The organism is Flavobacterium notoginsengisoli, from assembly GCF_014207905.1.
Lineage (GTDB): Bacteria > Bacteroidota > Bacteroidia > Flavobacteriales > Flavobacteriaceae > Flavobacterium > Flavobacterium notoginsengisoli_A.
In genome coordinates, this window is sequence record NZ_JACHLB010000001.1 from 1,476,852 (window position 1) to 1,492,080 (window position 15,229).

The 15,229-nt window shown below is 31.7% G+C and carries 15 protein-coding genes and 1 tRNA gene; 10 read left to right on the plus strand and 6 right to left on the minus strand.

Features of this window, described 5'->3' with window-relative positions; genetic code table 11:
- Positions 1-26: 26 nt before the first annotated feature.
- From HNP35_RS06345 to HNP35_RS06390, 10 genes are all read left to right on the plus strand, one after another.
- A complete protein-coding gene (locus HNP35_RS06345; protein WP_246453348.1) occupies positions 27-347 on the plus strand; it encodes a four helix bundle protein in 321 nt (106 codons plus the stop codon).
- Positions 348-400: 53 nt separating this feature from the next.
- Positions 401-1,711, plus strand: coding sequence for an FtsW/RodA/SpoVE family cell cycle protein (locus HNP35_RS06350; RefSeq protein WP_184157690.1), 1,311 nt, complete (start codon positions 401-403; stop codon positions 1,709-1,711).
- 45 nt (positions 1,712-1,756) lie between these two features.
- Positions 1,757-2,848, plus strand: a complete 1,092-nt coding sequence (murG, locus tag HNP35_RS06355; protein ID WP_184157689.1) for an undecaprenyldiphospho-muramoylpentapeptide beta-N-acetylglucosaminyltransferase — start codon at positions 1,757-1,759, stop codon at positions 2,846-2,848.
- A 128-nt stretch (positions 2,849-2,976) separates the two neighbouring features.
- Positions 2,977-4,326 (plus strand): UDP-N-acetylmuramate--L-alanine ligase, encoded by a 1,350-nt coding sequence (gene murC, locus HNP35_RS06360; protein ID WP_184157688.1) that lies wholly within the window; start codon positions 2,977-2,979, stop codon positions 4,324-4,326.
- Positions 4,313-5,035, plus strand: coding sequence for a cell division protein FtsQ/DivIB (locus HNP35_RS06365; protein WP_184157687.1), 723 nt, complete (start codon positions 4,313-4,315; stop codon positions 5,033-5,035). The genes murC and HNP35_RS06365 overlap by 14 nt, the downstream gene beginning before the upstream one ends.
- Positions 5,036-5,041: 6 nt before the next feature.
- A complete protein-coding gene (gene ftsA / locus HNP35_RS06370) occupies positions 5,042-6,448 on the plus strand; it encodes a cell division protein FtsA (protein WP_184157686.1) in 1,407 nt (468 codons plus the stop codon).
- A gap of 86 nt (positions 6,449-6,534) precedes the next feature.
- Complete coding sequence (ftsZ, locus tag HNP35_RS06375; protein WP_184157685.1) at positions 6,535-8,511, plus strand: cell division protein FtsZ; 1,977 nt, start codon at positions 6,535-6,537, stop codon at positions 8,509-8,511.
- A 260-nt stretch (positions 8,512-8,771) separates the two neighbouring features.
- Entirely contained in the window at positions 8,772-9,221 is a 450-nt protein-coding gene (locus HNP35_RS06380) for a GatB/YqeY domain-containing protein (protein WP_184157684.1), read from the plus strand.
- A 102-nt stretch (positions 9,222-9,323) separates the two neighbouring features.
- Positions 9,324-9,397: transfer RNA gene (locus HNP35_RS06385), tRNA-Arg, on the plus strand.
- Positions 9,398-9,634: 237 nt separating this feature from the next.
- Complete coding sequence (locus HNP35_RS06390) at positions 9,635-10,825, plus strand: hypothetical protein (protein WP_184157683.1); 1,191 nt, start codon at positions 9,635-9,637, stop codon at positions 10,823-10,825.
- 156 nt (positions 10,826-10,981) lie between these two features.
- Here HNP35_RS06390 and HNP35_RS06395 read toward each other — a convergent pair whose 3' ends face one another.
- From HNP35_RS06395 to HNP35_RS06420, 6 genes are all read right to left on the minus strand, one after another.
- The gene (locus tag HNP35_RS06395; RefSeq protein ID WP_184157682.1) at positions 10,982-11,602 is read right to left on the minus strand and encodes a hypothetical protein; all 621 of its coding nucleotides are present in this window, start codon (positions 11,600-11,602) and stop codon (positions 10,982-10,984) included.
- A 171-nt stretch (positions 11,603-11,773) separates the two neighbouring features.
- Positions 11,774-13,021 (minus strand): hypothetical protein, encoded by a 1,248-nt coding sequence (locus HNP35_RS06400; protein ID WP_184157681.1) that lies wholly within the window; start codon positions 13,019-13,021, stop codon positions 11,774-11,776.
- A 69-nt stretch (positions 13,022-13,090) separates the two neighbouring features.
- On the minus strand, positions 13,091-13,651 hold the full coding sequence (locus HNP35_RS06405) for a GNAT family N-acetyltransferase (protein ID WP_184157680.1): 561 nt from the start codon (positions 13,649-13,651) through the stop codon (positions 13,091-13,093).
- A gap of 110 nt (positions 13,652-13,761) precedes the next feature.
- Positions 13,762-14,127 carry a hypothetical protein gene (locus HNP35_RS06410; protein ID WP_184157679.1) on the minus strand — a complete coding sequence of 122 codons (366 nt, stop codon included), beginning with the start codon at positions 14,125-14,127 and terminating at the stop codon, positions 13,762-13,764.
- A gap of 8 nt (positions 14,128-14,135) precedes the next feature.
- A complete protein-coding gene (locus HNP35_RS06415) occupies positions 14,136-14,558 on the minus strand; it encodes a hypothetical protein (protein ID WP_184157678.1) in 423 nt (140 codons plus the stop codon).
- Between the two features lie 59 nt (positions 14,559-14,617).
- A complete protein-coding gene (locus HNP35_RS06420) occupies positions 14,618-15,205 on the minus strand; it encodes an RDD family protein (protein ID WP_184157677.1) in 588 nt (195 codons plus the stop codon).
- Positions 15,206-15,229: the final 24 nt, after the last annotated feature.

Consider the following 15,229-nt stretch of genomic DNA (forward strand, 5'->3'; position numbering starts at 1 on the left):
AGTTGAGAACAAAAAAGTTCTCTTTAATGATAATTGAATTGGCAGAGAAAATGCCTAATACAAATGTGATTAGGTCAATTACTAATCAGATAGTTAGAAGTGGAACATCTGTTGGGGCAAATTATAGAGCTGTTTGTAGAGCTAGAAGTGATAAAGAATTTATAGCCAAAATGAATATCGTTTTAGAGGAAGCTGATGAAACTTTATTTTGGCTAGAAATTATAAAAGAAAAAATGTGGATTGCAAAATCTGAATTAGAAACAATTTGGAAAGAAGGAAATGAGTTAACAGCCATTTTTGTAAGCAGTTTAAAGACAGTAAATAACAGAATCAATAATAAAAATTAGTATAAAAGTTTAGTTGAGAAAAAATCTAAAATCTAAACTCTAAAATCTGAAATATGAAGGAGCTAGTAAACAAACTAAAAGGAGATAGGGTAATATGGTCATTCGTGGCTCTATTGGCGCTGTTTTCGTTTATGCCTGTTTTTAGTGCGAGTAGTAACTTGGCTTATATTGGCCACGGAACGGGAAATACTTTGGGGTATTTGTTAAAACATCTGGCTCATATTTGTATTGGTTTCTTGATTATTTATTGGGTTCATAAAGTACCGTATCATTATTTCAGAGCGATTTCAAAAATTGCACTGCCTATAGTTTGGTTTTTATTGCTTTACACTTTATTGAAAGGAACTGTAATTGCAGGAGCAAATGCAAGTCGTTGGATTCAGGTGCCTTTTATTGGAATTACATTTCAAACATCAACATTAGCATCGATTGTTCTTTTTATTTATGTAGCGCGATATTTATCGAAAACTAAAGAAGAAAATGAGCCTTTTCAGACTTCGTTGATTCAGCTTTGGATTCCAGTATTTATCACATTAATGCTGATTTTACCTGCAAACTTTTCGACCACAGCGTTGATTTTTGCAATGGTTTTAATGTTAACGTTCATTGGAAAATATCCTTTAAAATATATTGGATTTATTATTGGTTCAGGAATAGCGATGCTGGCATTTTTCCTTTTGGTTGCAAAAGCTTTTCCAGATTCAAGATTCTTTAGCAGGGTTTCTACTTGGGAAAGTCGTATTACAAACTTTACAACAGATAAGCCAGACGAAGACGATTATCAGATAGAGAAAGCGAAAATTGCAATTGCTTCTGGAAAATTGGGAGGTTTAGGGCCTGGAAAAAGTGTTCAGAAAAATTTCTTGCCACAATCTTCTTCCGATTTTATTTATGCGATTATTGTCGAAGAATACGGTTTGGTTGGTGGAATTTCAATTGTAATTCTGTATTTATTGCTTTTGTTTCGATTTGTAATTGCTTCGCATAAAGCGCCAACCTTATTCGGTAAATTGGTTGTAGTTGGAGTAGGGTTTCCAATGATATTTCAAGCCATGATTAATATGGCGGTTGCTGTTGAATTATTGCCTGTAACAGGACAGACACTACCCTTAATAAGTAGTGGGGGAAGTTCGATCTGGATGACTTGTTTAGGACTTGGAATTATCATCAGTGTGACGAAAAAAGAAGAAGAAATTGCGGAGGAGAAAGCAGAAAAAGCAAAAAGAAAAGAAGCTTTACAGCGATTGATTGATAAAGAATTGGCAGAAGACGATGTGATTCCTGAAGAAATATATGCTGAAGAACCAGTTTATTCAATAGAAGATAATTCAAGGAATCCAATGAATGCAGTTTTGAATAAATAAAGTTAAAATATAATAAAATTTAAAAAAGTTGTAATTTTTATAAAGATGACAAAGTATAAATTCATACTTAGCGGAGGAGGAACGGGAGGACATATCTATCCTGCCATTGCGATTGCGAACGAATTAAAATTACAATTTCCTGATGCAGAATTTCTATTTGTAGGTGCCAAAGACAAAATGGAAATGCAAAAAGTGCCTCAGGCAGGTTACGAAATAAAAGGCCTTTGGATTGCAGGTTTGCAACGAAAATTGACTTTACAAAACTTAATGTTTCCGCTTAAACTGGCAAGCAGTTTATTGGAATCAAAAAGGATAATTAAAAAATTCAAGCCAAATGTGGTAATTGGAACGGGCGGTTTTGCCAGTGGACCATTATTGCAAGCGGCTGGTTCGGCAGGAATTCCGACAGTGGTTCAGGAGCAGAATTCATTTCCTGGAATTACAAATAAATTGTTAAGCAAAAAAGCAAATGCAATTTGTGTGGCTTATCAGAATTTAGAGCGATTTTTTCCAAAAGAGAAAATTGTTTTGACAGGTAATCCGGTTCGTCAAGATTTAATTGATATTGATAGTAAACGAGATGAAGCAATTGCTTTTTATGAATTAGATCCGAACAAAAAAACACTTTTGGTTTTAGGAGGAAGTTTAGGAGCTAGAAGAATCAATCAGTTAATTGAAAAAGAGTTGCAAAATTTTCTTTCGCAAGATGTTCAGGTAATCTGGCAATGCGGAAAATTATATTTTGAAGAATATAAAAAATACAATCAGTCAAATGTAAAAGTGGTTGATTTTATTGAAAGAATGGATTTTGTTTACGCAGCATCAGATGTAATTATTTCGCGAGCGGGAGCTTCGTCGGTATCGGAATTATGTATTGTTGGAAAACCAGTAATTTTTATTCCGTCTCCAAATGTGGCCGAAGATCATCAAACAAAAAATGCGCAGGCAATTGTTGATGCTAAAGGCGCAATTTTGTTGAAAGAATCTGAACTTAACGAGCAGTTTAGTATTGTTTTTGAAGCGTTGCTGAAAGATGAAGGAAAACAAAAGCAATTAAGTGCGAATATTAAAAAATTAGCAATGCCAAAAGCAACTCAGGCTATTGTTGCTGAGATTGTAAAGCTTATTAAGCGGTAAGCTATAGGCAGTAAGCTTTAAGCTTTTGTATATGGCCTAAAGTAAAAAAGAATCAAATAATAAAGACAAAGGTAGAAAGGCCTAAAGCTTACTGCCTATAGCTTAAAGCAAATAAAAGCAAATAAAAAATGAATTTAAATCAAATACAAAACGTTTATTTTATTGGTATCGGAGGAATCGGAATGAGTGCTCTGGCTCGTTATTTCAAATTTATTGGAAAACAAGTTTCAGGTTACGACAAAACGCCTTCAATGCTAACTAATGAATTGATTGAAAGTGGTATTGATATTCATTTTGAGGATGATATAAACTTAATTCCAAAAGATTATTATGTTGAGAATACATTGGTTATTTACACGCCAGCTGTTCCAAAAACACATTCAGAGTGGAATTATTTTATAGAAAGACATTACGAGGTTAAAAAACGTGCAGAAGTTCTAGGAATTATTAGTAGAGATACATTTTGTTTTGCCGTTGCAGGAACTCACGGAAAAACAACAACATCTAGTATTTTAGGCCATATTTTATTTCAAAGTGGAGCTGATGTTACGGCTTTCATAGGTGGAATTGTAGAAAATTATAATTCAAATTTAATTGGAAGCGGAAAAACAGTAACGGTTGTAGAAGCAGATGAATTTGATAGATCGTTTTTGCATTTGCGTCCAGATATTGCTTGCGTGACTTCTATGGATGCTGATCACTTGGATATATATGGGACTAGCGATGCAATTCAGGCCTCTTTTAGAGAATTTGCTTCAAAAGTAGAGGATAAAAATAATCTCTTCATTACAAAAGAATTGCCTTTAGAGGGTGTTCAATGTGCTGTAAATGAAGATGCTGTATTTAAGGCTTTCAACGTTCGTATTGAGGATGGGGCTTATGTTTTTGATGTGCAGACGCCATCAGAGATTATGAAGGATTTACGTTTCGGATTGCCTGGAAGACACAATTTAATGAATGGATTGATGGCTATTGCAATGGCTAAGACATTCGGCACCCCGACCGATTCTATTGCAAAAGCCATTGCTTCATTCAACGGAATTAGAAGACGTTTTTCATATCAGATTAAGAGTGAAAATTTAGTTTATATTGATGATTACGCACATCATCCAACAGAAATTAATGCTGTTCATCAAGCAGTTAGAGAGTTGTATCCGGGACGTAAAGTTTTGGCAATTTTCCAGCCGCATTTATTCAGCAGAACTAGAGATTTTGTTGACGGATTTGCTGAAAGCTTATCGCAATTTGATGAAGTGTTTTTGATGGATATTTACCCTGCAAGAGAGCTTCCGATGGAAGGAGTGACTTCTGAGTGGCTTTTGGGTAAAATGACAAATACGAACAAAAAAATTGTTGCAAAAGAAGATTTATTAGGTGAAATCAAAGCCAGTGATGCGCCTATAATTGTAACAATTGGAGCTGGTGATCTGGGAGAAATGGTTCCGTCAATAAAAAAGGTTTTAAATGAAAATATTTAATTGGACAAATATTCGATTAGTACTCATTATTGGACTTGTTCTTTTTCTATATTCTTTCGCTCAGCATCGAAATGGAGATAGAAAATTGAAAAAATCTATGGTCGTTTTTGTAGGAGAAAATACGCTTTTTGTTAAGCCCGAAACGGTTAATAAATTGTTGATAGAAAATAAAAGAGACGCTTCCAGTATTAGAAAAGATGAAGTAGATTTGAATAAGATAGAGAAAACCCTCGATACACAAGAGATGATTGAAAAGTCAAATGTTTTTGTAAGTATCGATGGAGTTCTAAAAGCAGTAGTAAAACAGAAGACGCCCATAGCAAGAGTTTATGAAGGCGGTTCTTCTTTTTATATTGATTACGAGGGTAATAAAATGCCTTTGTCTGACAATTTCACTGCGAGAGTTCCTCTTGTTTCAGGGGCAATTAATGAAAAAAATAACGAAGATTTAGCCGCTTTATTTCGCACAATTTATGACGATGCGTTTTTGAAAAAAAACATCATTGCTATAGAGATTATGCCGAATGGAAGCCTAAAAATGTTTAACCGTAACTATGATTACTTTATAGATTTCGGAAGAACAATGAATGTTGATAAGAAATTTAAAAACTATAAAGCGTTTTTTCAAAAAGCAGTTTTAGATAGTTCGTTATACAAATACAAAAAGATTGACCTTAGGTTTACGGAACAAGTAGTTTGCACTAAATAATAGAAAATGGAAAAAGATAATATTGCAGTAGGTCTAGATATTGGAACAACCAAAATCGTTGCCATGATTGGCAAGAAAAATGAGTATGGTAAGTTGGAGATTTTGGGCATTGGTAAATCCAAAAGTTTGGGTGTTGCCAGAGGAGTAGTAAACAACATTACGCAGACGATTCAGTCTATACAACAGGCTATAATCGAAGCAGAAAATAATTCTGGATACAAAATTAAAGATGTGGTTGTGGGTATTGCCGGACAGCACATCAGAAGTATTCAGCATACGGATTACATTAGCAGAAATAATCCCGAAGAAGTAATTGGTGAAAATGATATTCAGCTTCTAATCGATCAGGTAAATAAACTAGCGATGTTACCAGGAGAAGAAATCATTCACGTTTTACCTCAGGAGTTTAAAATCGACGGACAGTCTGAAATTAAAGAGCCAATTGGAATGTATGGCGGAAGATTAGAATCTAGTTTTCACGTTGTAGTTGGTCAGGCATCTTCAATCAGAAATGTTGGGAGATGTATTCAGAGTTCAGGAATTGAATTGTCTGGATTAACATTAGAACCATTAGCTTCGGCAGATGCTGTTTTAAGTCAAGAAGAAAAAGAAGCTGGTGTTGCGCTTATCGATATCGGTGGTGGAACAACGGATTTAGCTATTTTCAAAGATGGTATCATTCGTCATACAGCTGTAATTCCTTTCGGAGGAAATGTGATTACAGATGATATCAAAGAAGGATGTTCAATTATCGAAAAACAAGCTGAGCTTTTAAAAATAAAATTCGGATCTGCTTGGCCAGGAGAGAATAAAGACAATGAAATTGTTTCTATTCCTGGTTTAAGAGGAAGAGAGCCAAAAGAGATTTCACTAAAAAATCTTTCTAAAATTATTCACGCAAGAGTAGTGGAAATTGTAGAACAGGTTTTTGCAGAAATTAAAGCATATGGTCACGAAGATCCTCGTAAAAAGCTAATTGCCGGAATTGTTTTAACTGGTGGAGGTGCACAATTAAAGCACATCAAACAATTGGTTGAATACATTACCGGAATGGATACCAGAATTGGTTATCCAAACGAGCATTTGGCAGGAAACTCAGGAGAAGAAATTTCTAGTCCGTTATTTGCAACAGCAGTTGGATTGGTAATGAACAGTATCGAAAATAGTTCGCAAAGTGCTGTTAGAATGGAATTGGTTAATGAACAGCCAAAAGTTGTTTATAGAAACGCCCCTCCAGTACAACGATACGAAGTTGAGGAAAATTACGTTGAGAAAGTAGAAACGATTGAAGAAGATAGAGAACTTGTAAGTCAGAAAGCTTCTAAAGACGAATCTACAGAAACCAAAATAAGGAGATCATTTTTTGATCGTTATGTCGACAAAATCAAAGAGTTTTTAGACAACGCAGAATAAATAGAATAACAAGAGAAGGATATTACTTTTTGCCCCAAGTCAAGAAGTAAAAAATGTACTAAATAAGAATTTCAAAAACCAAAAAGATGATGAGCAACTCAGAATTTGGAAGTATTTCATTTGATTTACCAAAAAATCAATCAAATGTAATCAAAGTCATAGGTGTTGGTGGAGGCGGTAGTAACGCAATCAACCACATGTTTAAGCAAGGTATTAAAGGCGTAGATTTTATCGTTTGTAATACCGATTCGCAAGCGCTTCAAAATAGTTCAGTGCCAAATAAAATCCAATTAGGAGTTAATTTGACTGAAGGATTAGGAGCAGGAGCAAACCCTGATGTTGGTCAGCAGTCTGCTATCGAAAGTATTTCTGATATCGAAAAGATGTTGGATAGAAATACGAAGATGGTATTTATTACTGCTGGTATGGGTGGAGGAACTGGAACTGGTGCAGCTCCGGTAATTGCTCAATTAGCTAAAGAAAGAGAAATATTAACTGTTGGTATCGTGACGATTCCTTTTCAATTTGAAGGGAAAGTACGTCAGGAGCAAGCGATTATTGGAATCGAGAAATTGCGTAAGCAGGTAGATTCTTTAATTGTAATCAACAACAATAAATTAAGAGAAGTATACGGAAATCTTGGTTTCAAAGCTGGATTCTCGAAAGCGGATGAAGTTTTAGCAACTGCCTCTAGAGGTATTGCTGAAGTAATTACGCACCACTATACTCAAAATATCGATTTACGTGATGCAAAAACTGTTTTATCAAACAGTGGAACTGCGATCATGGGATCTTCTGTGGCAGCAGGTGAAAACAGAGCAAAAGATGCAATTATCTCAGCTTTAGATTCTCCGTTGTTAAACGATAATAAAATTACAGGTGCCAAAAACGTATTGTTGCTTATCGTTTCTGGAACTAATGAGATTACTCTTGACGAAATTGGAGAAATCAACGATCACATTCAAGCTGAGGCTGGTTATAATGCAAATATTATCATGGGAGTTGGTGAAGACGAAACTCTTGGTGAAGCAATTGCAGTAACTATTATTGCTACAGGTTTTGATGTAGAACAACAAAATGAAATTGTAAATACAGAACCTAAAAAAATCATTCATACGTTGGAAGATGAGCAAAGAAGTGTTCATAATTTGACGAACAGGCCACTTTCTTCTTTCGACTTAACAGTTGATACACCAACAGCAAAGGTTGAAGATAAAGTTGTTTTTGATTTAACGGATGATGAAGATGAAACATTTGCTCCAACTCCGGTTCAAGCTGTTGCTCCAGCAATCAATCAGGAAGAATTGGTAGTAATGTCTGAGTTCATCAAAAATCTAGATGTAACTTTCGAAATTGTTTCGCCAATTACAGATATCGATTTTACAATTTCTGCACCAGAAGTACCTGTTCAGCAAATGCAACAGCCAGTACAACAGCAAAGAGTATTTGAAAAAGAAGAACAAACAACTTTTTCTTTTGATCTTCCTTTGTTTAAACAAGAGCCTATAAAAAGAGAGCCTGTTGTAGAAGATAATAGAGTTTTATTCGAATTGACAAATGAAACTCGTGAAATCAAAGTTAATGATCCTGTGCAGTTTGTACCTGTAACAGAGGTTTCAGATAACGGAGTTGTGAGATATTCTCTAGAAGAATATATGGAAGTAGAAAACGATTTATTGGCTTCTAAACCAGTTGAAAAAGTGGTTGAAGATGTTGTTCCAGAAGAATTAAATATCACTTTGAAACCAAGAGTTGATTTTGCTAGCCAACCAGATTTCTCTACAACTTCTGAGGTTTCTCCTTTAGAATTAACTATTGAAGAAACATTACGTTTGAGAGCTGAAGAAAGAAGAAAGAAACTAAAAGAGTTTAACTATAAATTCCATAATAATGTTTCTAGAATAGACGAGCTGGAAAAAGAACCAGCTTACAAAAGATTAGGAATTGACTTGTCTAATTCGCAATCAAATAATGCAAATTCTAGAATTTCTGTTGGAACAGACAGTAATAATGATTTACAAATACGTTCTAACAATTCATTTTTGCACGATAACGTAGATTAATTTTTAGCATCATAATAATAGATGACCCGAAAATTGGATTTAATTTTCGGGTTATTTTTTTTATCTTCGCACAGAATTTCAAAATTTGACTTTTAAAATAGTATTTTAAAGACAATATTGTCGCCCTGAGCGTAGTCGAAGGGCTTCTCGTTGGAAAGGGCTTCGACTCCGCTCAGCCTGACAGACTATACTATTAGTCGAACAAACAAATTATTATAATCAATTAATAGGCATTAGCTTATTTAAAATAAAACATAAACATGAGTTTACAAGCACAAATCATGGACGAAATTAAAACCGCCATGAAAGCAAAAGATACTGTTGCTTTAGAAGCTTTAAGAGCAGTAAAATCTGAATTATTATTAGCTTCAACAGCTTCAGGTTCTAAAGAAGAATTATCAGAAGACGAAGAAATTAAATTGCTTCAAAGATTAGTTAAAACTCGTAAAGAGAGCGCAAGAATCTTTACAGAACAAAACCGTCCTGATTTAGCAGAACCAGAATTGGCTCAAGTTGCTGTAATCGAGAAGTTTTTACCAGCTCAATTAAGTGAAGAAGAAGTAGAAGCTGTAATCGCAAAAATCATTGCTGAAACAGGAGCTTCAGGAATTGCTTCAATGGGTAAAGTAATGGGATTAGCTTCTGCTCAATTGGGTGGAACTGCTGAAGGAAAAACCATTTCTACAATTGTAAAGAAATTATTATCATAAAATTCCAAATTAAAAATCTCAATATTTAAATTCCAAATTCCAATACTAAAATTGGAATTTGGTCCCGAGGCTTCGGGATAAAAATTTGGAATTTAATATTTTGACCTCGTAGTTCAACTGGATAGAATATCAGATTTCGGCTCTGAGGGTTGGGGGTTCGAACCCCTCCGGGGTCACTAAAAAAAGCTTGAAAATATTGATTTTCAGGCTTTTTTTGTATCATTAAAAAATGAATTCTAATTAAAAAGAAAAAGTAATTATTATGAATTAGGGTAGTGTGATTTAAAGACGAGTGAGTGTGTAAGTTTCGATAAACGGTCTGACGAATTTAGAGACAGATTTATTTTTAAAACAAAATTCTATTTTTTTTACATATTCAAAAGGTTAAGAGATATAAACATAAAAAATATTAGATGGATAGCATATTAAATTGGTTTGGTCGATTTAAATCGGATTCAATAGAAAAGAAAATATCACAGATTAATTTTAAAGATGAAAACTTTAAAAAAATGATACTTGATTTAAATATAGCATCTGTTACATCAATTACAGAGCTTAATTGTGAAGGTCATGATTTGACTTGTATCGATGAAATTAAGTATTTTCCCAATCTAGAAGTACTAATTATAGATTCTTATGATTTAGAAAAACTAGATTTGACTTTTAATGAAAAATTAAAAATAATTACCATTGAAAGAAGTGAGCATCTTACAGAAATTGATTTTTCAAAAAATATAGCGCTTGAAGTTTTAAAACTAGATAATCTGCTGCTGGAAAATTTAGATTTAAAAGCAAACTTAAATCTAAGACAATTATTTTTGGATGGATTAAATGAGCTAGATGATATAGATTTAAGTTTAAATATAAATCTTGAAGAATTACATATTGGTCATATGTTAATCTCAGCCAGGGTAAATGAGAATAACAAAATGCTTAAAAAAATCTATTGCTCATATGGCGGTCATTGCATCTGGTATGAAAATGGATTAGCCGAATTAGAAGATCTTACATTAGAAAATGTAGAAATAGATTCGTTAGATGTTACAAGATTTCCAAAATTAAAGAAATTGGATATAACTTGGAATCAAATATCCGAAATAAACCTTTCTCAAAATATTCTGTTAGAAGAATTACGTATTACTGATAATGCCTTCTCAAGTATTAATCTTGAAAAAAATATTAACTTAAAATATCTTCATTTAGGTGGAGATACGGAGCCTGAGTCTTTAGAAAAAATTAATCATACTCATTTAGATTTAACACATAATACCCAATTACTTGAGTTGTTTATTAGTTCAAGTGGTTTGTCAAAAGTTGATTTGTCCAATAATTCGTTGCTTGAAAGACTTTATATTGATGAAAATCCAATAATATTAATTGATTTGTCAAAAAACATTTTGCTTAATGATTTAAGTATAAAAAATACATTGTTGGAAAGCATCAATCTTTCAGAAAACAAGAAACTGGGAAGACTTGAATTAGAAAATAATAAATTGAAATCTGTCGAGCTTTCTAATGATATTGCTATTCTGGATTTAAGTCTATCTGATGATATGCTTGATGATAAAACAATAAATGAACTACTTAAAAGAGGTTTTATTTAATGAATTAGTGATAACTCAAGACTAATCAATAGTTCAAATCACAAAATTAGGCATCATTTAAAATCTTTAAATCTTCTAACAAGTGGTTCGAATTCTGTATCGTCAGGGTCACTATAAAATAAAAAAAGCCTGAGAATCTACATTCTCAGGCTTTTTTTATTCAGTTTTTGTAATAATGCAAACACCATTTATTCCTAAAATGCCATATTTTTTATAAGCTTTTAAGCCGCGAATTACTTCGCTTTTGAATTTAGGGTCTTCAGCATTTTCCATTATAAATTTTGCTACATTTTTATTTCCTTTTGGTAATTTTTCTATTAAACCATAACCGTTTGTAATCCCTCTATCAACTATATACTTTTTACTGTTAATTATTGTGATAGATTTACGTCTTATATAATTTCTATTGAGAATTTTTCTATCGACATATACAGTTCCATTGCTTTTATCAACAAGTTCTTTTTTGTTTTTAGCTAAATATATTCTTTTGTTTTCCAAATAGTCTAGATTATATATTTTTAGATTGTTTTGTTCTACATCAGTTAAGTTTCCAATTTCAATTGTTAAGATTCCATTTTCTTTGAAATACTTTCTTTTAAAACTAAAGATTTTACTTCCGTGAGTTGGTATATTTTGAAATTCAGCTATTGAATCATTTAAAAATCTAATAATATGTTCTCTTGGATTTTCCGATGAGAATGAAGTATAAAAGGTATTCGAATCCTGTGAGTAAGAATTCAAAGTTGATAAAACGATAAAAAAAAGAATTTTCTTCATTTCAGATTTTGAAAATACCAATATTTAAAGGAAATTTTTGTTGGAATCCCATCAAGGATTTTTTTGCATCAATTATTTTAAATTAGCCCTAAACAGTCTAAATACAAAACCATTTTCAAATTATGCATAACTTCCTCGTCTTGCCAAACGTTGTTGTTTTCAAGAATATTATTAATCGGGGTTATTGCCGTCTTCAAGCCCTTTTTCAATTAGTTTTTGATTTTCTTTAGTTTTAAGTGTTGGACTTGGATTGTTTTCCAAAGTAAGAGCAGTCCAATAGCGAACCGATGAACTCTGATGTTTAAGCAGAGATAGCATTATATCAATACTTGCATTATCAGTTCTGCCATTCAAAGCCCTTACAAGTTCTCCAAGTGAGTCTTTGTCTTTTGTCTTTTTCAATGCTGTTTGCAAGTTTTCCAAAATTTCATCACTTGCTAATAAAGGCTGTTCAAATGCAAAAAAATAATAATTTTCAGGTTTAGGATTGTTCTCGATTATTGACAGCCATAGCTTCAAGTTATCAATGTTTTTTGAATTGAATAGGGCTTCTAAAACATCTTCATCCATTTTGTTTTTATCCACTAAAGAAATCAAATATTTTCTGTCTTTTTGAGTTGGACTATTTGCGAGAGCTTCTAGAGAAATTCTTTTTGTTTTTTCATTTTCAATCAGAGGTTTGAGTAATTCCAAAAGATTTCCCATTTGTAATTCTTTAACTGTATATATGGCATAACCTTTTAAATTAATATCCCAAGTTGCAACTGCGTCTTTTACAATTTTTTCTGTTTGAAAATTGTTGGCTGTTTTAGAAAGACTTTGAATGGCGAGGACTTTTGCCTTATTATTATCTAAATTTATTTTTCGATAAGCAGTTTGTTTAATTGAGTCTTTGTCCAATTGCATATACATTGGAAACATATGTGCATCCCCAAAGTCTTCATTTTTCACCAGAAAATCAAATAATTCATCAGTATGGTTCGTTTTCAAACTTAATAAAGCCATTCCTGACCAAATTAAATTTCCTTTTTCTTTTTCCGTTTTTATTTTTCCTAAAAGAGTGTTTTCCTTGGATTTGTCATTTGTTGATGCAATTAATAAATAGGCGAGAATTCGATTGTATGAATTTTGGGAATTCAATAAATTATCAATGTTTGATTTGTAAAGATTTTCATTTTTAAAATTTAGCATTGAATAATTATTAAAGTCCGTTCCTTTCAAAGACTCAAACAATTGAGTATTGTCACTATGGGGAGTTAAAATTAATGGGTATTCCTGAAATAATTTATTTAGTTTTTCTTCAGTTAAATCAGATTTTACAATTTTTTCAAAATCATTTTTGAAGTCAGAAACCGTTTTTTCTTGGGCGAAAACTGATAAGGTCAATATTGAAAAAATTATAATGAGTATTTTCTTCATATCAGTAGTGTTTAAAAATTGTTGTGCAAAACGCATTGATGCTAAATGTAGTTTTAGTGCTATTACTGCCTAGCGATTCTGGTTTTTAATTAGACTATTTCTTAAAGTATAAGTTACCAGATTTTTTATATTCTCATGGGTATTATTATATTTTTTATTCTCCAATTCAAAGTTCATTTTTTTTAATATTGATACAGAATTAATATTGTCAGAAGACGGAAAAGCAGTTATGATTTTTGCTTTTATTTTTTCAAATGCATATTCTATTACTTTTTTGATTGCTTCAGTCATTATTCCTTTGCCTTGAAATTCACTCAACATTTCATATCCTATTTCTACAATTTCATTTTCGATATCAAAATTCCATAAACAAATCGAACCAATTAGATCGTTATTTCCTTTTTCAGTTATAATCCAATAAATGCATTCATTTTTCGCAATTAAATTTTGCATTTTGATTATATATTCTTCTGCTTTTTTTAAACTTGAGGAATTCTCTCTTCCAACAAAAGCATTTACAATTGCATCAGAATGTAATTTATGAATTAAAGCAACATCAGTTTTTTCAATATTTCTTAATACTAATCTTTCGGTAACTAGTTTAGGGAAATCTTTAAAATTCAATTCCATTCTGTACTTTTTTTGATTGATTTTTGATTTGGATTTTTGGCTTTTGCTCCGGCTTTTTATGTTTTGTAAATTTTACATTTAGCTAATAAAGTGGATATTATTACCGACGATTATTTTAAGTCGTTTCTAAATCCCATAGGAATCAAATCTTTTTCTCTAAGATTTAGCTCTTTTCCTTTGAATTCTTGGAATATTAATAATGCGCTCTCACTATTTTCAATACCAAGCTCAGAATTTGCTTTGCCCCAGCTATATAATGCAATTTCTAAATTTGTCATAATTAGTCCAGGTTTTACTTGTAATCCATTATATTCTTTTCCTTTGATTTTTGTGAAAAAGTCTAATTTTCCACCTTCTTTTGTTTCAGCAAGAATGAAGGTTTTGATTTCTGCCTGAGACCTTTTTTCCTTATTTAAATTTTGTGAAAAGCTATAAGTACCAATAAGAAGTAAAAGGAGTAAGATATTTTTTTTCATAAGTTGTTTTATTTTCTTTTATATATTAAAACTTTATACCACATTTCTTTAGATATAGGATTTTCCATGTCCCATTCTCTGTATAAATATTCATTATCTGTCCAAACTCCTTTCGTTTCAGGATTTTCTTTTGCGTTTTCAAGTATGAGCTTATTATTTTCTTTATTTAGGGTAGATACAATTAGAGCTAATTCATAGTATTCATTGTCATTTTTAGTTCCAGTTGGTTTTAAATAAAGACAGCCCTTTCTTTTTGCAAAAATAGATTCAGATATCGAATCTGTTTCAATGGTTAAACCAACAGATTTGGCGTATTCCACAAATTCAATTTTATCTGATTTTAATAGCTTTTCATATGTTTTTTTGTCAAATGATTGAGAGTAGAAATTTTGAGCAAAGACAATTATTATAAATGTGATGAATGTTTTCATTTGTTGTTGCTTAGTTTTGATTTTCAAAAACAGGCTTTTGCTACACCCTATGTTGATTTTTAATCTTTTATTACTTTCGTTTTAGACATTACATCATGAATTCCATTTCTTGAAAAAAAGAATGAAACCCTGTCAAAAGGAATTAATCTGCAAAATGTTCTGTTTACAATATCGCTCAGTTCTGCTTTTTCTCCTTCTAAATTTACAACTTTGGTTTTGGTTATAATTTTCCCCAATGTTTTTTGATACTTGTGTTCTAAAACTATATAATAGATTGCAATAAAGATTAATAGTGCTGCGATTCTGTATATTGCTCTTTCATATTGAGCTGTTAGAGAAAGTAAAGATTCTATGTTGGGACTAATAGAAAAATATAAAACGAATACTAGTATAAAATCTATCAGAAAATTTACAAATCTAATTTTTGAATGAACCGTATTATTTTCTACTTTATCAAGTTTTTGTTTTTGAAGTTCTAATTTTGCCTCAATTTCTTTAATTCGATTTATGTCAATATTTCGAGACGCAATTTCTTCTTTTGCAGCTTCAATGGCCAATATTTGATATTTTCCAATATCTACGGTCACAATTTTAATTAATTCTTCATCCGTTTTATTTGACATTACTTTTGTAAAATTATTTTCCATTTTCTGCTGTTTGTTTTTTGTTAA